The organism is Nonomuraea sp. LP-02 (genome assembly GCF_036289125.1).
Classification (GTDB): Bacteria; Actinomycetota; Actinomycetes; order Streptosporangiales; family Streptosporangiaceae; genus Nonomuraea; species Nonomuraea bangladeshensis.
Genome location: NZ_JAXCLK010000001.1, coordinates 2,586,352 through 2,611,070, shown reverse-complemented (window position 1 = coordinate 2,611,070; position 24,719 = coordinate 2,586,352). Strand labels below are relative to the sequence as shown.

The 24,719-nt window shown below is 71.9% G+C and carries 26 protein-coding genes; 13 read left to right on the top strand and 13 right to left on the bottom strand.

The features are described 5' to 3' along the window. The first annotated feature begins 178 nt into the window (after window positions 1-178). The gene (locus SMD20_RS12105) at window positions 179-430 is read left to right on the top strand and encodes a type II toxin-antitoxin system Phd/YefM family antitoxin (protein WP_329579216.1); all 252 of its coding nucleotides are present in this window, start codon (window positions 179-181) and stop codon (window positions 428-430) included. After that, window positions 430-852 carry a type II toxin-antitoxin system VapC family toxin gene (locus tag SMD20_RS12100; protein ID WP_329579214.1) on the top strand — a complete coding sequence of 141 codons (423 nt, stop codon included), beginning with the start codon at window positions 430-432 and terminating at the stop codon, window positions 850-852. Before SMD20_RS12105 ends, SMD20_RS12100 begins: the two co-directional genes overlap by 1 nt. 4 nt (window positions 853-856) lie before the next feature. On the opposite strand, the gene SMD20_RS12095 is transcribed toward SMD20_RS12100, so the two are convergent. The 3 genes from SMD20_RS12095 to SMD20_RS12085 all read right to left on the bottom strand — a co-directional run bounded on the left by SMD20_RS12095 (window position 857) and on the right by SMD20_RS12085 (window position 4,543). Then, on the bottom strand, window positions 857-2,221 hold the full coding sequence (locus SMD20_RS12095) for a phenylacetate--CoA ligase family protein (protein WP_329579211.1): 1,365 nt from the start codon (window positions 2,219-2,221) through the stop codon (window positions 857-859). 67 nt (window positions 2,222-2,288) lie between these two features. Continuing rightward, complete coding sequence (locus SMD20_RS12090; protein ID WP_329579208.1) at window positions 2,289-2,948, bottom strand: response regulator transcription factor; 660 nt, start codon at window positions 2,946-2,948, stop codon at window positions 2,289-2,291. 257 nt (window positions 2,949-3,205) lie between these two features. Further along, entirely contained in the window at window positions 3,206-4,543 is a 1,338-nt protein-coding gene (locus SMD20_RS12085) for a sensor histidine kinase (RefSeq protein WP_329579205.1), read from the bottom strand. A 704-nt stretch (window positions 4,544-5,247) separates the two neighbouring features. On the opposite strand from SMD20_RS12085, the gene lon reads away from it, so the two are divergent. Further along, window positions 5,248-7,605: an endopeptidase La gene (gene lon, locus SMD20_RS12080; RefSeq protein WP_329579202.1), complete on the top strand. Its 2,358-nt coding sequence runs from the start codon at window positions 5,248-5,250 to the stop codon at window positions 7,603-7,605. A gap of 97 nt (window positions 7,606-7,702) precedes the next feature. Here the strand turns inward: lon and SMD20_RS12075 are convergent, their stop codons facing one another. Then, the gene (locus tag SMD20_RS12075) at window positions 7,703-8,137 is read right to left on the bottom strand and encodes a MarR family transcriptional regulator (protein ID WP_329579199.1); all 435 of its coding nucleotides are present in this window, start codon (window positions 8,135-8,137) and stop codon (window positions 7,703-7,705) included. A gap of 381 nt (window positions 8,138-8,518) precedes the next feature. Here SMD20_RS12075 and SMD20_RS12070 point away from each other — a divergent pair, with 381 nt between their 5' ends. The 6 genes from SMD20_RS12070 (at window position 8,519) to SMD20_RS12045 (ending at window position 14,241) form a co-directional block, all read left to right on the top strand. After that, on the top strand, window positions 8,519-9,472 hold the full coding sequence (locus tag SMD20_RS12070; RefSeq protein ID WP_329579197.1) for a methionine ABC transporter ATP-binding protein: 954 nt from the start codon (window positions 8,519-8,521) through the stop codon (window positions 9,470-9,472). Then, entirely contained in the window at window positions 9,469-10,125 is a 657-nt protein-coding gene (locus tag SMD20_RS12065) for a methionine ABC transporter permease (protein ID WP_329579194.1), read from the top strand. Before SMD20_RS12070 ends, SMD20_RS12065 begins: the two co-directional genes overlap by 4 nt. A 10-nt stretch (window positions 10,126-10,135) precedes the next feature. Next, complete coding sequence (locus SMD20_RS12060) at window positions 10,136-10,981, top strand: MetQ/NlpA family ABC transporter substrate-binding protein (RefSeq protein ID WP_329579191.1); 846 nt, start codon at window positions 10,136-10,138, stop codon at window positions 10,979-10,981. Window positions 10,982-11,068: 87 nt separating this feature from the next. Then, window positions 11,069-12,604, top strand: coding sequence for an acyl-CoA synthetase (locus SMD20_RS12055; RefSeq protein ID WP_329579188.1), 1,536 nt, complete (start codon window positions 11,069-11,071; stop codon window positions 12,602-12,604). Between the two features lie 54 nt (window positions 12,605-12,658). Next, entirely contained in the window at window positions 12,659-12,883 is a 225-nt protein-coding gene (locus SMD20_RS12050; RefSeq protein ID WP_329579186.1) for a hypothetical protein, read from the top strand. Between the two features lie 113 nt (window positions 12,884-12,996). Beyond that, a complete protein-coding gene (locus SMD20_RS12045) occupies window positions 12,997-14,241 on the top strand; it encodes a S1C family serine protease (RefSeq protein ID WP_329579183.1) in 1,245 nt (414 codons plus the stop codon). Between the two features lie 76 nt (window positions 14,242-14,317). On the opposite strand, the gene SMD20_RS12040 is transcribed toward SMD20_RS12045, so the two are convergent. The 8 genes from SMD20_RS12040 to SMD20_RS12005 all read right to left on the bottom strand — a co-directional run bounded on the left by SMD20_RS12040 (window position 14,318) and on the right by SMD20_RS12005 (window position 22,313). Continuing rightward, entirely contained in the window at window positions 14,318-15,058 is a 741-nt protein-coding gene (locus SMD20_RS12040; protein WP_329579180.1) for an ABC transporter permease, read from the bottom strand. Beyond that, window positions 15,051-15,944 (bottom strand): ABC transporter ATP-binding protein, encoded by an 894-nt coding sequence (locus SMD20_RS12035; protein ID WP_329579177.1) that lies wholly within the window; start codon window positions 15,942-15,944, stop codon window positions 15,051-15,053. The genes SMD20_RS12040 and SMD20_RS12035 overlap by 8 nt, the downstream gene beginning before the upstream one ends. Beyond that, the gene (locus tag SMD20_RS12030) at window positions 15,941-16,264 is read right to left on the bottom strand and encodes a transcriptional regulator (RefSeq protein WP_329579174.1); all 324 of its coding nucleotides are present in this window, start codon (window positions 16,262-16,264) and stop codon (window positions 15,941-15,943) included. Before SMD20_RS12030 ends, SMD20_RS12035 begins: the two co-directional genes overlap by 4 nt. Beyond that, window positions 16,261-16,884 (bottom strand): hypothetical protein, encoded by a 624-nt coding sequence (locus SMD20_RS12025; RefSeq protein WP_329579171.1) that lies wholly within the window; start codon window positions 16,882-16,884, stop codon window positions 16,261-16,263. Before SMD20_RS12025 ends, SMD20_RS12030 begins: the two co-directional genes overlap by 4 nt. Window positions 16,885-16,966: 82 nt before the next feature. Continuing rightward, entirely contained in the window at window positions 16,967-18,655 is a 1,689-nt protein-coding gene (gene cydC / locus SMD20_RS12020; RefSeq protein ID WP_329579169.1) for a thiol reductant ABC exporter subunit CydC, read from the bottom strand. Then, the gene (gene cydD, locus SMD20_RS12015) at window positions 18,652-20,364 is read right to left on the bottom strand and encodes a thiol reductant ABC exporter subunit CydD (protein ID WP_329579167.1); all 1,713 of its coding nucleotides are present in this window, start codon (window positions 20,362-20,364) and stop codon (window positions 18,652-18,654) included. Before cydD ends, cydC begins: the two co-directional genes overlap by 4 nt. Window positions 20,365-20,370: 6 nt before the next feature. Beyond that, window positions 20,371-21,135: a cytochrome d ubiquinol oxidase subunit II gene (locus SMD20_RS12010; protein WP_329579164.1), complete on the bottom strand. Its 765-nt coding sequence runs from the start codon at window positions 21,133-21,135 to the stop codon at window positions 20,371-20,373. Between the two features lie 11 nt (window positions 21,136-21,146). After that, window positions 21,147-22,313, bottom strand: coding sequence for a cytochrome ubiquinol oxidase subunit I (locus SMD20_RS12005; protein ID WP_329579161.1), 1,167 nt, complete (start codon window positions 22,311-22,313; stop codon window positions 21,147-21,149). A gap of 111 nt (window positions 22,314-22,424) precedes the next feature. On the opposite strand from SMD20_RS12005, the gene SMD20_RS12000 reads away from it, so the two are divergent. Next, window positions 22,425-22,760, top strand: coding sequence for a PadR family transcriptional regulator (locus tag SMD20_RS12000; protein ID WP_329579158.1), 336 nt, complete (start codon window positions 22,425-22,427; stop codon window positions 22,758-22,760). Between the two features lie 13 nt (window positions 22,761-22,773). Here SMD20_RS12000 and SMD20_RS11995 read toward each other — a convergent pair whose 3' ends face one another. Continuing rightward, complete coding sequence (locus tag SMD20_RS11995) at window positions 22,774-23,457, bottom strand: permease prefix domain 1-containing protein (protein WP_329579155.1); 684 nt, start codon at window positions 23,455-23,457, stop codon at window positions 22,774-22,776. A gap of 109 nt (window positions 23,458-23,566) precedes the next feature. On the opposite strand from SMD20_RS11995, the gene SMD20_RS11990 reads away from it, so the two are divergent. The 3 genes from SMD20_RS11990 to SMD20_RS11980 are packed head-to-tail and all read left to right on the top strand — an operon-like array spanning window position 23,567 to window position 24,709. After that, window positions 23,567-23,920 (top strand): VOC family protein, encoded by a 354-nt coding sequence (locus SMD20_RS11990; RefSeq protein ID WP_329579152.1) that lies wholly within the window; start codon window positions 23,567-23,569, stop codon window positions 23,918-23,920. Beyond that, window positions 23,917-24,252: an ArsR/SmtB family transcription factor gene (locus SMD20_RS11985; protein ID WP_329579149.1), complete on the top strand. Its 336-nt coding sequence runs from the start codon at window positions 23,917-23,919 to the stop codon at window positions 24,250-24,252. Before SMD20_RS11990 ends, SMD20_RS11985 begins: the two co-directional genes overlap by 4 nt. After that, the gene (locus SMD20_RS11980) at window positions 24,236-24,709 is read left to right on the top strand and encodes an SRPBCC family protein (RefSeq protein ID WP_329579147.1); all 474 of its coding nucleotides are present in this window, start codon (window positions 24,236-24,238) and stop codon (window positions 24,707-24,709) included. Before SMD20_RS11985 ends, SMD20_RS11980 begins: the two co-directional genes overlap by 17 nt. Window positions 24,710-24,719 lie beyond the last annotated feature (10 nt).

The window sequence follows — 24,719 nt, the reverse complement described above, 5'->3', positions numbered from 1 at the left end:
ATGACGAAGTGTCACAAACACTGGGAGCACACGTCAACCCTTTAATGACACTATGTCATCAAAACCCGCTTCCCTCCTTCTGTACCCACTGACGTGCGTACGAGTCGCCGCGGTATCCGCTCGACGGCAGCCGCCAACGCGTATAGTCTCGGTCTAGACAGACTGGACAGGGGTGCTCATGAGCAGCTGGCAGGTACAGGAGGCGAAGCAACGCTTCAGTGAGGTTGTACGGCGAGCGGTGAGTGAAGGCCCTCAAGTGGTCACCCGGCACGGGGAAGAGGTGGCCGTGGTCATCGATATCGCCGAGTATCGCCGTCTCAGAGGAGAAACTCCCGACTTCCGGAAATTCCTCCTGGAAGAACCCGACTGGGACGACGACCTTGAGATCCCCCGCAACCGCGACCTCCCCCGAGAGGTGGACTTCGACTGATGGACGTCGGCTACCTCCTCGACACGAACGTGGTCTCCGAAGTCCGCAAACGAAACGGCAGTCCGTACGTCCGGGACTGGATCGGCGGAGCTCATGGACCCACGCTCTACCTCAGCGCCCTGACCGTCGGGGAGATCCGCTGTGGAGTCGAACTCCGCAGACCCAAGGATCCAACCCAGGCGACCATCCTGGAACGCTGGCTGCACGCTCTCCACCGGCAGTTCGGTGACCGCATCATCCCCGTCACACCGGAGGTCGCGGAGGAATGGGGGCGGATGAACGCCGTCCGTCCGCTCCCGACGACGGACGGGTTGATCGCGGCGACGGCCAGGGTGCATGGGTGGACGCTGGTGAGCAGGAACGTGAAGGATTTCGCAGGGACCGGCGTGTCCGTGGTCAACCCCTTCGAACCGCTGAATTGACCGGTCAGCCGCGGGTGTAGCGGTGCTTGGCGCCGGGCGGGAAATAGTCGGGGTCGCCGGTCTCACGGAGCTGGACCTCCGGCCGCCGGCGGTGCGGCGGGACGTAGGCCGCGAACTCGCTGTTGAGGCGGAGCAGGTGCGTCAGGATCGACTCGCCGGCGGCTTCGGCGATCCTGGCGGAGGGGGCGATCCCGGGGGCCAGCTCGACGGTGACGGTCAGGCGGCGGTCGCGGCGCTCGTCCTCGACGGTTTCCAGGACGAACTTGCCGGTGACGAACGAGCTGACCTCCCGCTGTTCCAGGCCGATCGCGATGTTCTCCGGGTAGACGTTCGCGCCGTAGTAGGAGACCGTGAAGTGGCTGCGGCCGAAGACGTACACGAAGGGCCGCTCGGGGCCGGGCGCCGACGGCGTGAAACCGTGCTCGCGGGCGAAGCCGAGCAGGCGATCGTACGGGAGCACGCCGCCCTCGTCGGCGATGTGATATCTGACCAGCGGGATGCCGTTGTCGCCGGAGAACAGCAGGGTCCCCGCGTCCTCCTCGAAGAAGCGCGCCTGCGGGTCGTACTGCAGGAGCGAGGGCAGCCGCGACGCGCCGAACAACTCCCTGGCCGCCGCGGGACGGGTCGCGAGGAAACGGCGCAGCTCGACCGAGAGCGGCGTCTCGTTCGCGAGGACGCCGGCGTCGGCGGTGCCGTACAGGGAGGCGATCCCGCGCAGCGGATCGGCGATCCCGGCCCGCTCGCACACCAGCGACCGCCACTCCTCGCTGAACACCTCGCCCGCCGTCACCAGCTTGAGGTCCCACTCGTGCCAGGGCAGGTCCTCGGCGTCGATGACGTTCTTGAGGAACGGCGGATAACCCAGCAGCACGACCTGGTCGAAGTGGGGAGCCAGCTCCGGCAGCACCCGGGCGATCTCCCGGCGGTCGGTGCCGGGGGCGACGACCGTGATCGGATAGCCGCGCTCGGCCAGGTGACGGCAGCAGTTGACGGTGAACAGGCCGCCCACCCAGGTGCCGAGCGCGAAACAGACCACGGCCAGCGTGCGGCGCTCCCCGGCCGCGAAGGAGTCACGGAACACCTCCTCGAAACGGGCGGCGACGACCCGCTCGTCGGCGGCCGAACGCGGCCAGAACGACGGCACGCCGGTCGAACCCGACGACACCGCGATCATGTCGCCGATCACGCCGTCGCGGCACAGGTCGGGCAGCGGGTGACGGCGGACATAACCGTCCTTCGTGGTCATCGGCAGCCGCCGGAAGTCCTCAAGGGTCCGGACACGGGCGGGATCGACGCCGTGCTCGGCGAGAAACGCGCCGTAGGCGGGGACGGTCGCCGCGACCTGCTGGAAGAGCTCAACCGGTTCCACCAGCCGACTGTACGATCTCCAGCCTCCCGGCGCACCCTCCGCCCGCCTGCATCCCCTGGCAGGGCGGTCATTCCCCGGGACGGACCAGGCCGTTCTCGTAGGCCCAGACGATGGCCTGGGCCCGGTCGCGCAGCCCGAGCTTCATGAGCACCCGCCCGACGTGCGTCTTGACCGTCTGCTCGGCCACGAACAGCTTGTCGGCGATCTCCTGGTTGGACAGCGCCTGCGCGACGAGCGTCAGCACCTCGGTCTCGCGTTCGGTCAGCTCGGCCAGCCGCCGCCCCGCCGCCGGCCGGGGCGCGCCCAGCCGGGCGAACTCGTGGATCAGCCGGCGGGTGACCTGCGGAGCCAGCAGCGCGTCCCCGGCCGCCACCACGCGCACCGCCTCGGCGAGCTGCGCCGCCGAGGCGTCCTTCAGCAGGAACCCGCTGGCTCCGGCGCGCAGTGCCTCGTACACGTAGTCGTCGAGGTCGAACGTCGTCAGGATCAGCACCTTCGGCGACCTGCCGCCGCCGGCCAGCAGCTCCCTGGTGGCCTCCAGGCCGTTCATGACCGGCATGCGGACGTCCATGAGGACCACGTCGGGGGCCAGCTCCGCCGCCCGCCGGACCGCCTCCCGGCCGTCGCCCGCCTCGCCCACGACCTGGATGTCCGGCTGCGCGCTCAGGAACACCGTGAACCCGGTGCGGACCATCCCCTGGTCGTCAGCGATCAGAACCCGGATCACCCGTCACCCCTCTCCCACCCGCTCACCCGTCACCCTTCCTACCTGCCCGCAGGCTGCCCTCTCCTGCCCGCCAGCTGCCCTCTCCTGCCGGCCGGCCGGCTGCCCTCTCCTGCCTGCTGGCTGCCCTCTTCTGCCGGCCGGCCGTTCTCTCCTGGGCGCAGGCCGGCCGTTCTCTCCTGGGCTCCGGACACCATTCTCCCGGTCGCCAGGTCCGTCGCCCGATGGCCGGCCCCCGATCGCCGAGGCTTCGTTCCTGCTCACCTGTCGTCCGCCTCGTTCGCGCCGGTCCTCGGGGCGATGATCGGCAGGGTCGCCGCCACCTCGAAGCCGCCGCTCGGCGTCGGGTCCGCCGCCAGCGTGCCGCCCAGCAACGACGCTCGCTCGCGCATGCCCACCAGCCCCTGGCCGGCCCCCGGCGGCCCGCCGTCGCCCGCGCCCCGGCTGTTGGCCACGCGGAGCCGCAACTCGTCGCCCTCGCGAACGAGCTCCACGCCCACGGCGGCTCCGGGCGCGTGCCGCATGGCGTTGCTCAGCGACTCCTGCACGATCCGGTACGCCGACAGCTCCACGGCCGGCCCCAGCCCTTCCAGCGGCCCGGATCGCTTGACCAGCACCGCCAGCCCCGCGGAGCGGGCGTTGGCCACCAGCTCGTCCACCCGGTCGAGGCCCGGCTGCGGCGTGGTCTCGGTGCGGCCGTCCTGGTCGCGCAGCACCCCCAGCACCTGCCGCAGCTCTGCGATGGCCTCCAGCGACAGGTTACGGATCTCCGCCAGGCCCGCCTCCAGCTGCACCGGGTCACCGGCAGCTTTGATGGGCACCGCCTCGGCCTGGATCGCGATCACCGACATGTGGTGGGCGACCACGTCGTGCAGCTCGCGGGCGATGCGGGCGCGTTCCTCCAGCACTGCCTGCGCGTCCTCCGCGAGCCGGCTGCGCCGCTCCTCCTCGGCCAGCCGGGACGTCGCGGTGCGCCGCACCCGTACGTTGTAGCCGAACAGCACGACCACGGTCACCACGACCGTGACGACGGCCATCGAGTCGGGGTGCGCGATCCACGAAGTCAGGACGGTGAGGCCCCACACGGCCAGGGTGATCCGCCGGTCGCAGCGTACGGCGACGGAGTAGAGCACCAGCAGGTACGACAGCACGGTGGTGGCCGGGTAGGGCGGCTCGCTGACCCGCCAGCTCGTCCACAGGGAGATCGGCATCAGCGCGAAGGCCGTACGCCAGGCCGCGAGCGGCCACCGGTCGCGCATTGCCACCGGCAGCGCGGCCGCGACGCCGCAGAGCAACGCGAACGTCTCCGGGATCGGCACCGACAACCGGCCGCTCGCGGTGGCCTGGATCGCCCAGTGCGTCACCATGTTCTGGGTCGTGAGGAAGAGGATGACGGCCATCAGGAGGTCGGCCGTCCGCACCAGGCTCAGCCGTTCGGCCGGGACCAGCACGCGGAGCCCGCGTGGCACGGGTAGTGACAGGCGGCGCGATCGGGGCGGGGGATCGGCTTCGCCCCGGAACAGGGCGAGTGCGAACGGCTGCAGGGCCACCGCTCCCAGCTCACGCCACCGCCAGAGCCCCGCCCGTCCCCCCGCCACGTCCCGCCCACCCCGAGCTCCGCCGCCATCCGCAGGTCGTGGGCCGCGGATGGCGCCGGCCGCAGATCCGGGCCCAGGAGCTCCGCCGGCGGACGGCTCGTGACCGCCAAGCTTCCCGGCTGTGAGCGTGCGGTCGCCAGGTTGCCCGGGTGCGGGGGTGTGGTGGCCGGGCTCTCTGGGTGCGGGTGGCGTGTGGTCGTCAGGTTCTCTGGGTGTGGGTGGCGTGTGGTCGTCAGGTTCTCTGGGTGTGGGCGTGCGGTCGCCGGGTTTCCCGGGGTTGGGGGTGTGGTCGTCAGGCTCTCTGGGCGCGGGGGCGTGGCCGTCAGGCTCCCCGGATGTGGGTGTGTGGTCGTCAGGTTCCCTGGGCGTCGGCGTGTGGTGGCCAGGTCTCCCGGCTGCGCGCGTGTGGTCGCCGGCTTTGTCCGCTCCGTGCGCGTCCGCCGCCCCGTGATCGCCGTCATGGGCCTCATAGGCCCGTGGTGGTGGCGATGGGAAGGAAGTGCGAGGGTCGCGCGGGCGGTGGATCACGTGGTCAAGGCTACGGACACCGCCGCCCGGCCCGCGTCCCCCCGAGGTCTGATCCTGCCTCAACCCCAGGTACCGCTTACATGATTACGATCGCCCTGAGCGAACATCACCAAGTAAGGGAACAACAGGCGGCTCCAATTGATTGAGCCGGTATAACTCAACCCTTTGGAGTTCGCATGAGTGAGAGCTTGACCCTCCCGGTCCTGCCGCTGGACGACGAGGTGGTCCTGCCGGGCATGGTGGTCCCGCTGGACCTGTCCGACTCCGAGGTGCGCGCGGCGATCGACGCGGCCCGTGCATCCGGTGGCAACAAGCCGCGGGTGCTCCTCGTTCCCCGCATCGACGGCCGCTACGGCGCCACCGGCGTCCGCGCCGTGGTGGAGCAGGTCGGGCGGCTTCCCGGAGGCGAGCCCGCAGCGGTCGTCCGCGGCGTGGACCGCGTCCGCGTGGGCACCGGCACGACCGGCCCCGGCGCCGCCCTCTGGGTGGAGGCGCACACGATCGACGCCGTCCCGGCGAGCGAGCGCGCGCACGAGCTGGCCAAGGAGTACAAGGCCCTGGCCACCACGATCTTGCAGAAGCGCGGCGCCTGGCAGGTGGTCGACCAGGTCAACCAGATCGACGACCCGTCGGTGCTCGCCGACAGCTCCGGCTACACCCCTTGGCTGTCCACGGCGCAGAAGGTCGAGCTGCTGGAGGCGGCCGACCCTGCCGACCGGCTGGCCAGGCTGATCGAGTGGTCCCGCGACCACCTCGCCGAGCTGGACGTCGCCGAGACGATCCGCAAGGACGTCCAGGAGGGCATGGAGAAGCAGCAGCGGGAGTTCCTGCTGCGCCAGCAGCTCGCCGCCGTACGCAAGGAGCTCAAGGAGCTCAACGGCGACGCCGAGACCGAGGAGGAGGACTACCGCTCCCGCGTCGAGGCCGCCGACCTGCCCGACAAGGTACGCGAGGCCGCGCTCAAGGAGGTCGACAAGCTTGAGCGCACGCCCGACCAGTCGCCCGAGACCGGCTGGATCCGCACCTGGCTCGACACCGTCCTCGACATGCCGTGGAACGTCCGTACCGAGGACAACTACGACATCACCGGCGCGCGGGCCGTGCTCGACGCCGACCACACGGGGCTGAAGGAGGTCAAGGACCGCATCATCGAGCACCTGGCCGTGCGCAAGCGGCGCCAGGAGCGCGGCCTCGGCGTCGTCGGCGGCCGCCGCAGCGGCGCGGTGCTCGCCCTCGCGGGCCCTCCCGGGGTCGGCAAGACCTCGCTGGGCGAGTCCGTGGCCCGCGCGATGGGCCGCAAGTTCGTCCGGGTGGCGCTCGGCGGCGTCCGCGACGAGGCGGAGATCCGCGGCCACCGCCGCACGTACGTCGGCGCGCTGCCCGGCCGCGTGGTCCGGGCCATCCGCGAGGCCGGCTCGATGAACCCGGTCGTCCTGCTCGACGAGGTCGACAAGGTCGGCGCCGACTACCGCGGCGACCCGACGGCCGCGCTGCTGGAGGTGCTCGACCCGGCGCAGAACCACACCTTCCGCGACCACTACCTGGAGGTCGAGCTCGACCTGTCGGACGTGCTCTTCCTGGCGACGGCGAACGTCCTGGAGGCCATCCCGGGCCCGCTGCTCGACCGCATGGAGGTCGTCACGCTCGACGGCTACACCGAGGACGAGAAGGTCGCCATCGCCCGCGACCACCTGCTGCCCAGGCAGCGGGAGCTGGCCGGGCTGAGCGCCGAGGAGGTCGTCGTCGAGGAGGCCGCGCTGCGCAGGCTGGCCGCCGAGTACACCCGTGAGGCCGGCGTGCGCTCGCTGGAGCGGGCGGTCGGCCGGGTGCTGCGCAAGGTGGCCGCCAAGGACGAGCTGCCGGTCACGGTCGGCGAGGCCGACCTGGTCGAATACCTCGGCCGGCCGCGGTTCGTGCCGGAGTCGTCGCTGCCGGAGACCGCCCAGCGCACCTCGGTGCCGGGCGTCGCCACCGGCCTGGCCGTCACCGGGGCCGGGGGAGACGTCCTCTACGTGGAGGCGTCGCTGGCCGACCCGGAGACCGGCGAGACCGGGCTCACGCTCACCGGCCAGCTCGGCGACGTGATGAAGGAGTCGGCCAGGATCGCGCTCTCCTACCTGCGCTCGCACGGCGCGGAGCTGGAGCTGCCGGTCACGGCGCTGAAGGACCGGTCGGTGCACGTGCACTTCCCGGCGGGCGCCGTCCCGAAGGACGGTCCCTCGGCGGGTGTGACGCTGACGACCGCGCTGGCCTCGCTCCTGTCCGGCCGCCAGGTCCGCAGCGACGTGGCCATGACCGGTGAGATCTCGCTGACCGGGCGGGTCCTGCCGATCGGCGGCGTCAAGCAGAAGCTGCTGGCCGCGCACCGGGCGGGCATCACCACCGTCCTGATCCCGGCCCGCAACGAGCCGGACCTGGACGACGTGCCCGAGGAGGTCCGCGGCGAGCTGACCATCCACGCGGTCAGCGACGTGCGCGAGGTGCTGGACCTCGCGCTGACGCCGGCCCAGGTCGGGACCACCGTCGCGGCCTGACCGGCCCCGCGAGTCCACGCCCCGCCGTCCCAGGCGGGCGGATCTCGCAGGACCACGCCCGCCGTCCCTCACCGAGGGACGGCGGGCGTTGCCGGTTTCATCCAGCGCCGTGTGACTCGTCGGTGATCAGCAACGACTCCAGCTCGGTCAGCAGCGCGACCGCCCGCGCGGTGTCGGCGGGGTCGCGCAGGGCGGCCCCGACGACCTCGTCCACCGGGCTGGTCGCCCGCCGGAACAGCGCGTGCACGGTCCGGTTGGCCACCCGCACCTGCGTACGCCGGCCGTCGGCCGGGTCGGGCCTGGTCTCCAGGACGCCGCGCTCGCGCATGCGCGCCACGGACGCCGACACGTGGCTCTGCGCGAAGCCGGTGCGGGCCTGGATCTCGCGCACCGCGCTGTCCGGATGGCGGAGCACGTCCACGAAGACGGCCTCCTCGCCGGGGGTGAGCACCGGCTCGCCCACCTCGCTCTCCGTGGCCTTGGCGAGCTCCATCAGCCGTCGTCCGAGTCTGCGCATCCTCGCGATGTTCATGGTCCGGCATATTACATCGCTACCGATACATCTCCAGCGATATGAATGTCGTGACGTGAATCACATGAGTGGTCCGGAATATGCGCTCCTCACCGGCCGTTGGCACGGGCGTGAACGAGGCATACGCGAACGACGAAGGCGCCCCCGGGGCGGCCCTGTGTTGTCGCATGCGTATGGGACGAATGCCGGCCCGCTGACCCCGACCGCCCCCGCCCGCCCGTTCTCCTTCCGAAGGTCCTGATGATCGCCCCCGTGTTCGTGCTGCGCAGGCTGACCCACCTGCCGTTCCCTCCGGGCACCCGCTGACGCCGGCCGGTTCCTCCGCCCGTTGTCGTCCATCTCCGCGGCCCCGGCCGCCCTCAGTCGTGGGGTAGTTCTTCCGTGATCCAGGCTTCCGGCCTGCGCAAGCAGTACGGCGACGTCGTCGCGCTCGACGGCGTCGACCTCGACGTCCGCGAAGGCGAGATCTTCGGCGTCCTCGGCCAGAGCGGCGCGGGCAAGAGCACGCTGCTGCGCTGCGTCAACCTGCTCGAACGCCCCGACGCGGGCACCGTCACCGTCGCCGGCCAGGACCTGACCGCGCTGCGCGAGACCGAGCTCAACCGCGCCCGCCGCCGCATCGGCATGATCCACCAGCACTTCGCGCTGCTGTCCTCGCGCACGGTCGCGGGCAATGTCGCGTTCCCGCTGGAGATCATGGGCGTGTCCAGGGCCGAGCGCGAGCGCCGCGTCGGCGAGCTGCTGGAGCTGGTCGGGCTGGAGGGCCGCGGCGGGCACCGCCCGCACCAGCTCTCCGGCGGGCAGAAGCAGCGCGTCGGCATCGCCCGCGCGCTCGCCGGCAACCCGTCGGTGCTGCTGTCGGACGAGGCCACCTCCGCGCTCGACCCGGCCACCACGCAGCAGATCCTGGCCCTGCTCAAGCGGCTCAACGCCGAGCTGGGCCTGACGATCCTGCTCATCACCCACGAGATGAACGTGGTCAAGAGCATCTGCGACTCCGTCGCCATCATGACCGGCGGCCGTGTCGAGGAGTCCGGGACCATCGCCGACCTCGTCCGAACCCCCGGATCCCGCCTGACCAGGGAGATCTTCCCGCTGCCCGAGCCGGCGCCCGCCGGTTCCGTGACGCTGACGTTCGCCGGGCAGGCGGGCCGGCCGGTGGTGTCGGAGGTCGTGCGCAGGTTCGACGTGGACCTCAGCATCCTGGGCGGCTCGATCGAGGAGCTGGCCGGCGACTCGGTCGGGCGGCTGCGCGTCGCGCTGGACGGCTCGGAGGCCGGAGCGGCGCTCGCGTACCTGCGCGCGTCCGGACTGATCGTGGAGGAGGCCGCGTGACCTGGGAAGAGATGCTGCCGCTGCTGTGGCCGGCGACGGTGGAGACGGCCCAGATGGTGGGCTGGTCCACGCTGTTCACCGTGCTGTTCGGGCTGCCGATCGGCGTGGCGCTCGTCGTGCTCGACCGGGGCGGGCTGCGGCCGGCGCCCGCGCTCAGGGCGGCGCTCGGGTTCGTGGTCAACATCGGGCGGTCGCTGCCGTTCATCGTGCTGATGATCGCGATCATCCCGTTCACCCGGCTGGTCGTCGGCACCACCATCGGGACCGCCGCGTTCGTCGTGCCGCTCACCGTCGGGGCGGTGCCGTTCTTCGCCCGGCTGGTGGAGACCGCGCTGCGCGAGGTCGGGACGGACGTCGTCCAGGCCGCCCAGGCCATGGGCGCGAGCCGGGCCACCGTCGTGCGCAAGGTCCTGCTGCCCGAGGCCCTGCCCGGCCTGGTCGCCGGGCTGACGGTGACCGTCGTCGCGCTCATCGGCTACTCCGCCATGGCCGGCACGCTCGGCGGCGGCGGGCTCGGCGACCTCGCCGTCCGCTACGGCTACCAGCGCTTCGAGACGCTGCTGATGATCGTCACCGTCGTGCTGCTCATCGTCATCGTGCAACTCCTGCAGAGCTTGGGCGACTGGGTCGCCCGGCGTCTATCGCACAAGTAAGGAAGAAATCATGAACATCCGCCGTGTCCTGGGCGTCGTCGCCCTGTCGTTGTCGCTCGCCGCATGCGGTACGTCGCAGTCCGCGACGGACGCCGCGCCGGAGGCGGGCGGCAAGACCGCCGAGTCCGCCGACACCGTGCTCAAGGTGGGCGCGAGCCCCGTGCCGCACGCGGAGATCCTGAACTTCGTCAAGGAGAACCTGGCCCCCGCCGCCGGGCTCAAGCTGGAGATCGTGGAGTTCACCGACTACGTGCAGCCGAACGTGCAGCTCGACGAGGGGCAGCTCACCGCCAACTTCTTCCAGCACAAGCCGTACCTGGACGACTTCAACGCCTCCAAGGGCACCAAGCTCGCCTTCGCCGCCCCCGTGCACCTGGAGCCGCTGGGCCTCTACTCCAAGAAGGTCACCGAGCTGTCCGCGCTGCCGAGCGGCGCCACCGTGGCCCTGCCGAACGACGCCACCAACCTCGGCCGCGCGCTCAAGCTGCTCGCCGACAACGGCGTGGTCACGCTCAAGGACGGCGTCGGCACCGCGGCCACCGAGCGCGACGTCGCCGCCAACCCGAAGAACCTGACCTTCAAGGCGCTGGAGGCGGCACAGCTCCCGCGCTCGCTGGACGACGTGGACGCCGCCGTGATCAACGGCAACTACGCGCTCGAAGCCGGGCTCAAGCCCGCCTCGCAGGCGCTCGCGCTGGAGAAGACCGAGGGCAACCCGTACGTCAACGGCCTGGTCGTGCAGGCCGGCCACGAGAAGGACGCCGGCATCGTCACCCTCGGCAAGCTGCTGCAGGACCCGAAGACCAAGGAGTTCATCCAGCAGAAGTACGAAGGCTCGGTCATCCCGGCCGAGTAGGTCCCCCCGGGTTGACCGGGAAGGATGACGGGCGGGCGGCGTCCGCGTGCTGGCGCGCCCGCCCGCCTGCCGAATACTGTTCTAGTCATGCATCCGGGAGCCATCGCAGCAGTCACCCCCGACAAGCCCGCTGTGGTCATGGCGGGCTCCGGGCGGATCGTCACCTACCGCGAGCTGGACGAGGAGTCGAACCGGCTGGCGCACCTGTTCCGCGCCGCCGGGCTACGGCCGGGCGACCACATCGCGTTCATGCTCACCAACCACCCGCACTTCCTGTCCATCGCCTGGGCGGCGCACCGGTCGGGCCTGTACTACACGCCCATTAGCTCCCGGCTGCAGACCGACGAGCTGGCTTACATCGTGGACAACTGCGGCGCGAGGGTCTTCATCTCCAGCGCGGACCTGGCCGACGTGGCCGCCTCGATCGCCGGCGCCACGCCCAAGGTCGAGCTGCGCCTGATGATCGGCGGCGTCGCAGAGGGCTTCGACTCGTACGAGGAGGCCGTCGCCGGGCAGCCGGTGACGCCGGTCGAGGACGAGTGCACCGGCGCCGACATGCTCTACTCCTCGGGCACCACCGGCCGCCCCAAGGGCGTCAAGGTGCCCGCGTCGCACGGCCCCCTGGAAGAGCCCGGGATGCTGCTCCAGCTCATCTCGGCGCTGTTCGCGCCCTCCGCCGACAGCGTCTACCTCTCGCCCGCGCCCCTCTACCACGCCGCCCCGCTGCGCTACTGCATGACGTTCCAGCGCCTCGGCGCGACGGTCGTGGTCATGGAACGCTTCGACCCCGAGCAGTACCTGGCGCTGGTGGAGCGCCACAAGGTCACGCACTCGCAGCTCGTGCCGACCATGTTCATCAAGATGCTGAAGCTGCCCGAGGAGACCCGGGCCAGGTACGACCTGTCCTCGCTCAAGTACGCCATCCACGCCGCCGCGCCCTGCCCCGTGCCCGTCAAGGAGCAGATGATGGACTGGTGGGGGCCGATCATCCACGAGTACTACGCGGGCACCGAGGGCAACGGCTTCCTCTACGTCGGCCCCGAGGACTGGCTCAAGCACAAGGGCACCGTCGGCCGCTCCCTGCTCGGCGTCGTGCACATCTGCGACGAGGAGGGCGAGGACGTGCCCGCGGGCACGCACGGCACCATCTTCTTCGAGAACGGCGGCCGTTTCGAGTATCACGGCGACCCGGACAAGACCCGCTCCGCGCAGGACCCGAAGGGCCGCGGCTGGACCACCCTCGGCGACATCGGCTACCTCGACGAGGACGGCTTCCTCTACCTCACCGACCGCCGCTCGTACATGATCATCTCCGGCGGCGTGAACATCTACCCGCAGGAGGCCGAGAACGTGTTGTCGGTGCACCCCAAGGTCGCCGACGTGGCCGTCTTCGGCGTGCCGGACGAGGAGATGGGCGAGCAGGTCAAGGCCGTGGTCGAGCCGGTCTCCATGGACGAGGCGGGCCCTGAGCTGGAGGCGGAGCTGATCGCGTACTGCCGCGAGCGCCTGGCCCACTACAAGTGCCCGAAGTCGATCGACTTCCGCCGCGAGCTGCCCCGCCACCCCACGGGCAAGCTCTACAAGCGCCTGCTGCGCGACGAGTACTGGCCCGCCCGCTCCTGAACCCGTGCGGGGCGGCCCATTTCCGGGGCCGCCCCGTCCTGCGAGAATGGGATCATGCCGGGAGAGCAGATCGACCGCAGCAGGCTGAAGGTCACGAGCCGCGCCCACATCGCCCACTTACGTGCCAAGCGCGCCAACGATCGCGAATGGCGTGAGGTGCGGCGGATGGCCCGCCTCTACCGGCAGGTATGGATCTGGGTGCTCTTCACCAGCATCGCCGTCACCCTGCTGGTGGGGGTTCTGCGCGGAATCGGCGTCCTGCCCCCGCTGACGCCGTAACCTTCGCGCACATCGCTCCATCGGCCTTCTCATGGAGTTCTGATCAGAGGCTTAACCAGGTCTTACGCGCGCCTTGGCACCCTTGAGTCAGAGAACCCTCGAGGAGATGACAGATGGACGCGAACGAGCCTCGCGAGCAGGGCACCGGCTGGAGCCAGTTCGGCGCCACCCCGCCGGCCGCCGGGGGCTTTCCCCGGCGGGACACGATCATCATGGAGCAGCCGCCCCCGCCGCCCCCCGCGCCCCCGAAGAAGCCCTTCTACGGCGGCAAGGCCGTCGCCGGGCTCGCGCTGGCGGCAGCGGCCATCGGCGGCGGGATCGTCGGCGGTGTCGTCGTCAACGCGTTCCAGCCGGACCCCGTCTCCGTCACCACCACCTCCAACCCCAGCGCGCCGAGCCCGGTCTTCAAGACCGCCTCCAGTGACCTGACCGTCGCCGAGGTGGCGGCCAAGGTGCAGCCCAGCGTGGTGATGATCCAGGGTCAGAGCGGCGAGGGCTCCGGCGTGGTGCTGTCGGAGGACGGCCTCATTCTGACCAACAACCACGTCGTCGTCGGAGCCGCCCAGGGCGGCGGGCAGATGACGGTCAAGTTCAGCGACGGCAAGACGGCCAAGGCCAGTGTGGTGGGCACCGACCCGGCCACGGACCTCGCCGTCATCCGCGCAGAGGGTGCCTCCGGGCTGACCAAGGCCGCGCTCGGCGACAGCGACCAGCTCAAGGTCGGCGACGACGTGCTCGCCATCGGCAGCCCGCTCGGCCTCGACGGCTCCGTCACCAGGGGCATCGTCAGCGCCCTCGACCGCACCCTGACGGTCGGCGGCGAGCAGCGTCAGCAGTTGCCGCCCGGCTGGGGCCAGGAGCAGCAGCAGGGTCAGAGCGAGGAGCCGACCACGATCGGCGGCGCCATCCAGACCGACGCCTCGATCAACCCGGGCAACTCGGGCGGCGCGCTGGTCAACGCGGCCGGCGAGCTGATCGGCATCAACACCGCGATCGCCTCGGAGGCGGCCGGCGGCGGCGTCGGCTTCGCCATCCCGGTCAACACCGCCAAGCAGGTGGCCGACCAGCTCATCAGCTCCGGCAAGGTCACCCACGCCTTCCTCGGCGTCAGTGTGACGGACGCGACAGGCGACGTTCCCGGCGCCCTGATCAGGGAGATCACCGCCGGAAGCCCCGCGGAGAAGGCAGGTCTGCGGCAGGGCGACCTCATCACCAAAATCAACGACAAGGCGGTTGACGGGGGCGATACGGTTGTTGGACAGGTCAGAGGTTTCAAACCCGGTCAAGCGGTCAAGATCACATATATGAGGGACGGGCAGGCCCACGACGCCACCGTCACCCTCGTCGAGAAGAAATAACAGGACCCCCTCTTGGACGGGTGTGCCGTCGAGATCGCTGCGGACTCGGCGGCACACCCCCCCATTCGTGCCGGGATCAGGAGAAACGCCGGCCCTCGTCCCGCCGGTACGCCCACGCGGCGGCCACCGCCATGGCGACCGTCCAGACCGCCAGCATCACCAGCGGCACGGTGCCGGGAGTGGTCCCGGCGACCGCCCACCAGATCAGCTCGGCCGCGCCCCTGGTCGGCACGTACGGCGAGACGACCTGCACGAACGCCGGCAGGATCTGCGGCGGCAGCAGCAGCCCGCCCACGATCGCCATCGGGAAGAACAGCACCTGCGCCACCGCCATGGCGGCCTTCGACGACAGCAGCAGCCCGACGAGCAGCCCCATCAGCATGAACGGCACGCTCCCCGCGACCAGCGCGCCCAGCCCGAGCAGCAGCCGCGCCGGCGTGATCGTCGCCTCGGTGAACAGCGCGGCCACCAGGATCACGGGGACCACCGACACCAGCATCACGGCGAGCGTCGAGAGCATTCGCCCGGCGAAGCGCGGGAACGGCCCGGCGGGCAGGGTACGCAGGTAGGGGTTCCACGGCAGCTCGCGGTCCTGCGACACCGAGATGGCGAGCCCGATCAGCGCCGCCGACATCGAGCCGAAGAACATCAGCGAGCCGGTCGCGGTGGTCGCCGCCACCGGGTCCTGTCCGGCGAACGGCACCACGAACGCCACCATCGACACGGCCGGGAACAACGAGCTGGCCAGCAGCCCGATCGGGACCCTGATCTGCTCCAGCAGGAGATAGCGGGTGTGCGCGACGACCAGGTTAGACATGGGCGCTCTCCTTCTGGCCGGACGTGGCGGTGAGGGCCAGGAAGGCCTCCTCCAGGGTGGTGGGCCGGATCTCCAGCCCGGAGAACGGGGCCCCGCTGCGCACCAGCTCGACCACCAGCCGGTCGGGGTCGGCGGTGAGCAGCTCGATCCGGCCGTCACGGCGTTCGGAGCCGAGGACGCCGGGCAGCTCGGGCAGGTCCGCGGCGGTGAGCGACACCTTGCGGACGCCGACGAAGTCGCGTACCGCGGCCACCGTGTCGTCGGCCAGCACCCGTCCGTGGCCGATGACCACGACCCGCTCGGCCAGTGCCTCGATCTCCTCCAGGTAGTGGCTGGTCACCAGCACGGTGCCGCCCTCCTGCTGGAAGGACCTGATGCCGTCCCACAGCGTCCGCCTGGCCTCGACGTCGAGGCCGGTGGTGGGCTCGTCCAGGAAGACCAGGCGCGGGCGGCCGGCGAAGGCGAGCGCCACGGCCAGCCGCCGCCGCTGCCCGCCCGACAGGCCGCCGACCTGCCGCCGCGCCAGGTCCTCCAGGCCGAACCTGGCCAGCAGCTCGCCCCGCTCCACCGGGTCGGGGAAGTGCGCCGAGACGAAGCCGACGATCTCGCCGACCCTTAACGACTCGGGCAGGCCGGTCTCCTGCGGGGTCACGCCGATGGCCCGCCGCCGCGCCGGGTCCAGCGGCGAGCCGCCGAGCAGCTCGACCGTGCCCGAGGACGGGCGGCGCAGGCCGACGAACAGGTTGATCAGGGTGGACTTGCCGGCGCCGTTCGGGCCGAGCAGGCCGACGAGCTCACCGGCCCTGATGTCCAGCGAGACGCGGTCGAGTGCCGGCACGTCGCCGTAGCGGCGGCCGGCCTCGACGGCCCTGGCGAGGACTGTCATGTGGTTCCTCCAGCGGGGTCGATCAGGGCGCGGATCGCCCTGGTGTAGTCCTCGAAGGCCAGCCGTCCGCGCGTCGTCAGCGCGACGTACGTGACCGGGGTGCGGCCCCTGTGGGTCTTGGTGATGCGGACGTACTCCGCCTCCTCCAGCTTCGTCAGGTGGACCGAGAGGTTGCCGGCCGTCATGCCGAGCAGGTCCTTGAGCGAGCCGAAGGTCATCTCGTCCCCGTCGCCGAGCACGTTGAGCGCGGCGACCACCCGTAGCCTCGCCTGCGCGTGGATGACCGGGTCGAGCTCGGGCGGCGCCTGGTCCGCCGTCATGAGCGGCGCCTCCACCACAGGCCCGCCACGATGAACCCGCCGCCGAGCAGCACCGCCGTCAGCAGCGCGTGCCAGCCGGGGCCGAGCAGGATGCCCAGCAGGTTGACGGCGGCGGTCCAGACGCCGACGGAGAACATCTGGCGGCTGGACCACACGGCGCCGCCCGCCATGTAGAGCACCGCCACGATCGTCAGCATCGAGCCGCCCCAGAGCAGCTGGCTCTCCGCCGCCGGCACCAGGGGCGAGAGCCGGACGTCGAGCACGGCCGTCAGCGAGAGCCCGGCGAACCACGTCCAGCCGTACATCGAGCCCCGGTCCCTGGTCGTGCCGCGGACCTGCCGGTTGGCGCGGGTGATGCCGTAGGCGGCCACCGCGCCGGCCACGAGCTGGGCGGCGGTCAGCAGGGACACCGCCGCGCCCTGGCTGATCGGCGCGTAGGACCGCCCGTCGAGCCCGATGTGCAGGAACAGCGCGGTGAAGCCGACCAGCCAGGCGACCCCCCAGGGCAGGTAGAGCAGCAGCGGGTCGATGTAGATGTGCCGGGCCGCGGCGGCCTGCTGAGCCTCGATGACGCGCAGCGTCTCCTCAGGGGTGGGGGGCCGCTCGTCGTCATCAAGCATGCAAACTCCTCGGTCGGCCAAACTGGTTTGAATCATAAACCTGATTGCGCCGCCAACACAACATCCGGCCGTACGGGACCGGCTATCTCCGGGTGAGGACCTCGGACTCCCACAGGTCGCGGTAGTAGCCCGGGACGGCCACCAGCTCGTCGTGCCGGCCACGCTGGGTGACCCGGCCCTCCTCCAGCACCACGACCTCGTCCACCGACTCCAGGCCCTTGAGCCGGTGGGTGACCAGCAACGTCGTACGGTCCCTGGTGACGTCGAGCAAATCGGCCATCAGCCGGTCGGCGGTCTCCTCGTCCAGGGCCTCGGCGGGCTCGTCCAGCAGGAGCACCGGCGGGTCGTACAGCAGGGCCCGCGCCAGGGCCAGGCGCTGGAGCTGGCCGCCCGAGACGGTCCTGCCGTCCTCGCCCAGCTCGGCGTCCCAGCCGGTGCGCTCCACCCAGTCGCCGAGCCGGGCGTCGTCCACGGCCCGGCGCAGCCGCTCGTCGCCGGCGTCGGGGCCGGCCAGCCGCAGGTTGTCGCGCAGCGTCGTACGGAAGATGTACGGGTCCTGGGTGAGCCCGGTCATGAGCTCCCGCACGTCGTCGCCGGCCAGGTCGCGGACGTCCGCGCCGTTGACCGTGATGCGCCCGGACTCCGGCTCCACCAGCCGCATCAGCGCCGCCAGCAGGGTGCTCTTGCCCGCGCCGCTCGGCCCGACGATCGCGACCCGCCTGCCGGGCGTGAGCCGCAGCGACACGCCGTCCAGCGCGGGCCGGGTCTCCTCGGGGGCGGGGGAGTGGCGGACGACCAGGTCCTCGACCTCGACGGTCAGCGGGGACTCCGGCCGCGGCGCGGGGGCGGCGGGGTCGGCGACGGCCGGGGCCGCGGCGCGTACCTCGCGCAGCCGGCGCAGCGCCGCCGTGATGCCCGCCATCCGCTCGCCCGCCGCCGCGAGCGGCAGCACCGGCTCGAACGACACCAGCGCGGTCAGCGCGAGCACCGCCGTGCCGACCGAGCCCACCTGCGCGCCCTGGGCGAGCAGCACCACGGCGGCGACGGTCAGGCCCTGCAGCAGGGTGCCCCCGGCGAGCGCGGCGGCGTGCACGCGGGCCTGGCGGCGTTCGAGCGCGGCCAGCGCCTCGTCGGCCGCCTCCGCCCGGCGCAGGGCCGCCTCGTCGGCCCCGTACGCGGCCAGGTCCGCCGACCCGTGCACCAGGTCCGCCACCCGGCCCGCCAGCTCGGCGCGGGCCGGCGCGATCCTGGCCGCCCAGCGGCGGGCGGCCGCCGCCGTGCCCGCGGGCAGCGCGAGCCCGGCCAGCGCCAGCCCGGCCACCAGCACCAGCGCCGCCAGCGGCAGGATGGTCAGCCCGACGATCACGGCCGCCAGCCCGGCCACGGCCGCCGCGGCGGCCGGCAGCAGGCAGCGCACCAGCAGGTCCTGCACCGCCTCGGTGTCGTCCACCATGCGGCTCAGCAGGTCGGCGCCGCCGTGGCGGGGCCGCTGCGGCGGGATCAGCGCGCCGTAGAGGTCCTCGCGGGTGCCGGCCTGGGCGCGCAGGGCCACGTCGTGACCGGTGAGGCGCTCGACGTAGCGGAAGACGCCCTTGCCCGTCGCGAACGCCCTGGTCGCCACGATCGCCACGCTCAGCGCGGCCAGCGGCGGCTGCTGGGCGGCCCTGGTGATCAGCCAGGCCGCCGCCGCGATCAGCCCGAGCCCGGCCAGATCCGCCGCCGCCCCGGCCAGCACGGCCCACACCAGCCGCTTGCCCATGACCCGCCTCATGCCTCGCCCCCGCTCTCGCCATGAACAGCCGCCACGCGCCGCCCGGTGTCGGGCTCGACGCCTGCGGTGTCGGCGACGACGCGGCCGGCGTGCAGGCGGATGATGCGGTCAGCCAGGTCGATCATCGCCGGCCGGTGGGCGACGATGACGGCCGTACGGCCCCGTGCCAGCTCGGCCGTGCCCGCGACCACCGCCGCCTCGCTGCGCCCGTCCAGGCGGGCCGTGGGCTCGTCCAGGAGCAGCACGGACGCCTCGGGCCGGCAGAAGGCGCGGGCCAGCGCCACCCGCTGGCGCTGCCCGGCCGACAGGTTCGCGCCCCGCTCGCCGACCACGGTCGCGAAGCCCTGGGGGAGCGCGGCCACGAAGTCGGCGTGCGCGGCCTCGGCGGCGCGGCGTACGTCCTCGTCGGAGGCCCCGGGCGCGCCGAGGCGGATGTTGTCCGCGACCGACGTGGCGAACAGGTGCGGCCGCTGCGCCACGAACGCCAGCCGCGCCCGCCACCCCGCCGGGTCCAGCTCCCGCAGGTCGGCGCCGTCCACGAGCACCCGGCCCGCGGCCGGCTCCACGAACCCGAGCAGCAGGTGCAGCAGCGTGCTCTTGCCGCCGCCGCTCTCGCCCACCAGCGCCACCCGCTCCCCGGGCGCGATGGTGAGCGTGACGTCCTCCAGCGCGGCGGCCTCGCGTCCCGGATAGCGTACGGTGACGTTCTCCAGCCGGATCTCCGGCGGGCCCGCCGAGGCCGGCGCGGCCGTGCCGGCGCTCTCGCGCCGCGTGTCCTCTGCTGTGTCCAGTACGGCGAAGGCCGCGTCGGCCGCCGCCACGCCCTCCATGGAGGCGTGGAAGCGCGTCCCCATGGCCCGCAGCGGCAGGTACGCCTCCGGCGCCAGCAGCAGCACCAGCAGCGCCGTCGTGAGGTCCAGCGAGCCGCCGAGCAGCCGCAGCCCGATCGGCACCGCCACCAGCGCCAGCGACAGCGACGCGCACAGCTCCAGCACCAGCGACGACAGGAACGCCACCCGCAGCGTGCGCATGGTCGCGCTCCGGTGGGCCTCGGCCACCTGCCGGATGACGCCGGCCTGGTAGCGGGCCCGGCCGAAGGCGCGCAGCGTGGGCAGGCCGCGTACGACGTCGAGGAAGTGCCCGCCGAGCCGCGACAGCGCGAGGTACTGGCGCTCGGTGACCGCCTTGGTCGTCATGCCGACGAGCGCGCCGAAGATCGGGATGAGCGGGAGCGTGACGAGCACGATGACCGCGCTGCCGAGGTCGGCGGCGAACAACCGGACCAGCACGGCGATCGGCACCACCCCGGCCACCGCGATAGACGGCAGGTAGCCGGTGAGGTAGGCGTCCAGGCCGTCGAGGCCGCGCCCGGTCAGAGTGACCAGCTCGCCCGAGCGGTGCGCGGCCAGCCCTCCAGGACCCAGCTCGCGCAGCCGGGCGAGCAGCCGGCGGCGCAGCGCCGACTTCACGCCGGTCGCGGTGCGCCCGGCGAAGACGCCCTGCGTCCAGGCGAGCAGCGCCCGCACGCCGACGACGGCGGCCACCGCCCCCAGCGCGGCGGCGGTGAAGCGGCCGGACAGCACCCCGGCCAGCAGCTCGGCCTGGACCAGCACGAGCAGCCCGGCCAGTACGGCCGCCACCAGCGTGACGGCCAGGTGGAGGCGTACCGCCCGCTCGGCCCGCATGAGCCGCAGAAGATCCTTGTGCACGTGTCCTCAGAAGAACGACGGGAGCCGGAAGGCGTCCTTCCCTGGGCGGAAAGTGCGCCATACCCATAGTTGCGCGCCCAGCATGATGGGTGCGAACGGCAGGACCATGAGACTGAGCACATTCAACGTAGCCGCGGACGCACTGTGCTCCATCAGGTACGGCATCGCCCCGGCCAGCACTCCGGCCGCGGGCAGCGCCGCCACGACCCCCGACACCACCAGCGCCCGCCCCGGCCGGGTCGCGCCGAACTCGCCCGGCGTCCGCCAGGCCAGGAACGTCCACCCGTGCCAGGCGAACAGCAGCGTCACCACCATGCCCAGCATCAGCCCCAGCGGGTGCATCGGCGAGGTGGTGAACCCGGTGGACGCGGCGTACAGCGCCATGCCCCATCCGAACGACAGCCCCAGCGACCCGAAGGCGATCATCGCGTCCCAGAAGCCGCGCCACGCGCGCCCGTCCGCGCGGCGGCGGAACCACAGGCCGGCGTCGCGCAGCACCCAGCTCAGCAGCATCGCCACCACCACCGGGTAGAGCGCGAACAGCACCTCGCCCTCCAGCTCCGGATAGACCCCGAACAGCGTCCCCGCCACGGCCACCAGCCACACCTCGTTGGCGAGCATGTACGGCGCCATCGCCGCCACCATGCGGTCGCGCCCCTCGCGGGTGCGCCCGAGCAGCGGCAGCAGCAGCCCGACCCCGAGGTCGAAGCCCTCCAGCGCGAAGTAGCCGACCAGCAGCACCGCGAAGAAGGCGAACCAGATCATTTCCATGTCAGTCCTCCCTAAAGGCTCAGCGCGGGGGCGCGCGTCTCGCCGGGCTCGCCGGCGCCGAGGTCGGGCTCACGCGGCCCGCGCCGGATCGCCCGCGCGATGAGCACGTAGTCGACGACCGCGAGCAGCCCCAGCACGCCCGCGAACCCGGCCAGCGAGGCGGTGACCATGCCCGCCGTGAGTCCGGGCGTCATGGCGTCGGCGACGGTCAGCTTGCCCCAGATCATCCACGGCTGCCGCCCGACCTCCCTGGCCACCCACCCGGCGATGGACAGCACGAACGGCAGCGGCGTCATCGCGATGAGCAGCGGGTGCGCCCACCGCCAGCGCGGCAGGAAGCGGATCAGCGGCAGCATGACGAGCAGCACGACCAGCCCGAGCAGCTGCCCGACCTCCATCATGAGGGCCAGTCCGAGCGCCGCTCCGATGTTGTCCCACTTGCCGTCCTGCACCCCGGCGAACTGGGCGTAGCCGAAGCCCATCGTGAACGTGATGCCGATCGCGGCCGTCACCACGCCGAGGCGCATCGAGCGGGTGAAGAACTCCACCTGTTCGGTGCGCCGCCGCAGCATGTACGCGCTCGCCCCGACCAGCACCATGCCGCCGGTGAACAGCCCGGCCGCCACGACGTGCGGGAAGGAGAACACCAGCGCCTTGTTGGTCAGCAGGGCGCCGAAGTCGACCAGCTCCAGCCGGCCGTCGCGGGCGACGGACCCGGCCGGGTTCTGCAGGAACGAGTTGGCCAGCATGATGAAGAACGCGCTCGCGTACGCGGTGAGCGTCACGAGCCAGATGCACGCCAGGTGCAGCCACCGGGGCAGCCGGCCCCAGCCGAAGATCCACAGCCCGAGGAACGTGGACTCCAGGAAGAAGGCCAGCAGCGTCTCCATGGCGAGCGGCGCGCCGAAGACGTCACCGGCGTAGTGGGACAGCCCGCTCCACGCCAGGCCGAACTGGAACTCCATCACCAGCCCGGTCACGATGCCGAGCGCGTAGTTGATGACGTAGATCTGCCCCCAGAAGCGGGTCATCGCCTCGTGCTGCGGCCGGCCCGTCACCGCCCAGCGGGTGTGCATGAGCGCGACCAGCGGCGCCATCCCCAGTGTGAGCACGACGAACAGGAAGTGCAGCCCGCCGGTCACGGCGAACTGCGTGCGTGCCAGGTCGAGTACGTCCATTCCGGCTCCGGTCCGATCGATAGTTGTGCCTGCCTACATATAGACACTCTACATATAGACGGCCTACATGTAGGCTGTCTATGTGACGATCGGTTGCCTAAGATCTGAGACATGAACCCGGACGCGCTGCGCGGGCACATGGACGCACTGCTGCTCGCCGTGCTGGAGCGCGAGCCGCTGCACGGCTACGCCATCATCGAGGCGCTGCAGGAGCGTAGCGGCGGCGCGCTGAGCGTGCCGACCGGCACGGTCTACCCCGCGCTGCGCCGGCTGGAGCGCATCGGCCACCTGTCCAGCGAATGGGCGACCGTGGGCGGGCGCAAGCGGCGCACCTACCGGCTGACCGACTCGGGCAGGAGGCAGCTCGAAGGGGAGCGCTCGGCCTGGCGCGAGTTCGCCAGCGTCATCGGCGGCGTGCTGCGTCCCGAGGCTCCGCCCTCAGGCTGACGCCGACGGGCTCTCAGGCTGACACTGCCGGGCAGGGCGTCACGACGGGGCGGGTGAGGCGCAGGCAGCGGGAGGCCCCATAGATCTGCAGCCCCCACAGCGCGGCGGTCACCAGGTTGGCCAGCAGCGTCGGCAGTGCCGAGAGCGTGTTGGGCTGGCTCGCGCCGTACGTCAGCAGCAGGCCCAGCCCGCTCGTGACCGGCAGTGAGATCCACACCGTCACCGCCAGCGACCTGGTGAGCAGGCGCGGCCGGCGGATCCACCGCGCGCCCCGGCCCAGTGCGAGCAGCACCAGCCCGCCGTACAGGCCGACGGCGAGCTGCGCGGCGTCGAGCAGCCGTGAGACCGCCACGTACCAGCCGGGCTTGGCCAGCCAGGCGGTCTCGGGCGCCGGGTAGAGCCGCCACAGCACCGACCACATGAGCACGGTGATCGGCACGCCGACGAGCAGCAGGGTGCCGAGCCGCCGCCCGGCGGCGCAGGTCAGCTCCGCCTGGTAGCCCGGGGCGATCTCCTCGACCGGCCCGAACCCGGCCACCGCCACCCGCTCCGCCTCCGCCCGGTCCAGGCCCTCGGCCTCCAGCGCGTCGGCGGCGTCGGTGAGGCTGTCGCGCGCCTCGACGATCAGGTCCCGCCTGGGACCGGGCGGGCCGGCGAGCGCGCGGTTCAGCTCGGCCACGTAGTCGTCGATGCGCATGATCCCAATTGTACGGAGGACCCCTGCCGCCGGTCACTCCGGGAATTCCCTGATATGTCGCGTCGCCTAGGCTTGTCATGTAGGAAAAATCCTACGTATAGTGGCGGACATGCTGATATCCGCGATCCAGACCGTCACCGTGCCCGTCGCCGACCAGGAGCGGGCGCTGGAGTTCTACGCCGGCGTCCTCGGCTTCGAGGTGCGCGCCGACAACCCGTTCCCCATGGGCCGCTGGCTCACCGTCGCCCCCAAGGGCGGCGAGACCACGCTCCTGCTCGCCTCCTGGTTCCCTGACATGGCCCCGATCGGCGGCCTCGTCGTGGCCGCGCCCGACCTCGACGAGCTGGCCGCGCGGCTGCGCGAGCACGGCGTCGAGGCCGAGGGCCCGAGCGAGCAGCCCTGGGGGCGGCAACTGCTGTTCCACGACCCGTTCGGCAACGGCTTCGTCGTGAGCCAGGGGTGAGCGCCGACCACGTCTTCGCCGCCCTCGCCAGCCCCGCCCGGCGCGAGCTGCTGCGCCTGCTGCTGGAGGAGGACGGCCAGCCGGCCGGGCGGCTGGCCGAGCGGTTCGCCATGAGCCGGCCCAGCGTGTCGGAGCACCTGAAGGTGCTCAGGGACGCCGGGCTGGTCGCCGAGACGCGGAAGGGCAGGGAACGGCTCTACCGGCTGGAGCCCGCGCCGCTGATGGAGATCCGTGACTGGCTCGGCCCGTACGAACGCTTCTGGCGCGAGAAGCTCGCCGCGCTGACCACCCTGCTCGACGAGATGGAGGACGACGATGCCGGCTCCCGATGAGGACCGCACCGCTGAGGACCGCACCGCTGAGGACCGCACAGCGATCAGGCTCGACCAGTTCATCGCGCACCCGCCCGCCAAGGTGTGGCGGGCGCTGACCGAGCCCGACCTGATCGCCAAATGGCTCATGCCCGGCGACTTCCGGCCGGAGGTCGGGCACCGCTTCACCTTCCGTACGACGCCGAAGAAGTCCGTCGGATTCGACGGCGTGGTCCACTGCGAGGTGCTGGAACTGGAGCCGGAACGGCTGCTGAAGCTGAGCTGGCGCGACGGCAAGAGCGCCGACTGGACCGTCACCTGGCGGCTTGAGCCCGAGGGCCGGGGCACCCGGATGTTCCTCGACCACGAGGGCTTCGACCCCGATGACGAGCTGCAGCAGATGTCACGCCGGATCATGGGCGGCGGCTGGCGCTCGGCGGCCTACCGGCGCATCGCCGAGATCGTCGACGCGCTCTGACGGGGGCCGG

Bases quoted from the DNA above. Each gene is read 5' to 3' on its own strand.
- SMD20_RS12105 (WP_329579216.1), top strand. From the start codon at position 179: ATGAGCAGCTGGCAGGTACAGGAGGCGAAGCAACGCTTCAGTGAGGTT.
- SMD20_RS12100 (WP_329579214.1), top strand. From the start codon at position 430: ATGGACGTCGGCTACCTCCTCGACACGAACGTGGTCTCCGAAGTCCGC.
- lon (WP_329579202.1), top strand. From the start codon at position 5,248: ATGAGTGAGAGCTTGACCCTCCCGGTCCTGCCGCTGGACGACGAGGTG.
- SMD20_RS12075 (WP_329579199.1), bottom strand. From the start codon at position 8,137: ATGAACATCGCGAGGATGCGCAGACTCGGACGACGGCTGATGGAGCTC.
- SMD20_RS12060 (WP_329579191.1), top strand. From the start codon at position 10,136: ATGAACATCCGCCGTGTCCTGGGCGTCGTCGCCCTGTCGTTGTCGCTC.
- SMD20_RS12055 (WP_329579188.1), top strand. From the start codon at position 11,069: ATGCATCCGGGAGCCATCGCAGCAGTCACCCCCGACAAGCCCGCTGTG.
- SMD20_RS12050 (WP_329579186.1), top strand. From the start codon at position 12,659: ATGCCGGGAGAGCAGATCGACCGCAGCAGGCTGAAGGTCACGAGCCGC.
- SMD20_RS12045 (WP_329579183.1), top strand. From the start codon at position 12,997: ATGGACGCGAACGAGCCTCGCGAGCAGGGCACCGGCTGGAGCCAGTTC.
- SMD20_RS12040 (WP_329579180.1), bottom strand. From the start codon at position 15,058: ATGTCTAACCTGGTCGTCGCGCACACCCGCTATCTCCTGCTGGAGCAG.
- SMD20_RS12035 (WP_329579177.1), bottom strand. From the start codon at position 15,944: ATGACAGTCCTCGCCAGGGCCGTCGAGGCCGGCCGCCGCTACGGCGAC.
- SMD20_RS12030 (WP_329579174.1), bottom strand. From the start codon at position 16,264: ATGACGGCGGACCAGGCGCCGCCCGAGCTCGACCCGGTCATCCACGCG.
- SMD20_RS12025 (WP_329579171.1), bottom strand. From the start codon at position 16,884: ATGCTTGATGACGACGAGCGGCCCCCCACCCCTGAGGAGACGCTGCGC.
- cydC (WP_329579169.1), bottom strand. From the start codon at position 18,655: ATGAGGCGGGTCATGGGCAAGCGGCTGGTGTGGGCCGTGCTGGCCGGG.
- SMD20_RS12010 (WP_329579164.1), bottom strand. From the start codon at position 21,135: ATGGAAATGATCTGGTTCGCCTTCTTCGCGGTGCTGCTGGTCGGCTAC.
- SMD20_RS12005 (WP_329579161.1), bottom strand. From the start codon at position 22,313: ATGGACGTACTCGACCTGGCACGCACGCAGTTCGCCGTGACCGGCGGG.
- SMD20_RS12000 (WP_329579158.1), top strand. From the start codon at position 22,425: ATGAACCCGGACGCGCTGCGCGGGCACATGGACGCACTGCTGCTCGCC.
- SMD20_RS11995 (WP_329579155.1), bottom strand. From the start codon at position 23,457: ATGCGCATCGACGACTACGTGGCCGAGCTGAACCGCGCGCTCGCCGGC.
- SMD20_RS11990 (WP_329579152.1), top strand. From the start codon at position 23,567: ATGCTGATATCCGCGATCCAGACCGTCACCGTGCCCGTCGCCGACCAG.
- SMD20_RS11980 (WP_329579147.1), top strand. From the start codon at position 24,236: ATGCCGGCTCCCGATGAGGACCGCACCGCTGAGGACCGCACCGCTGAG.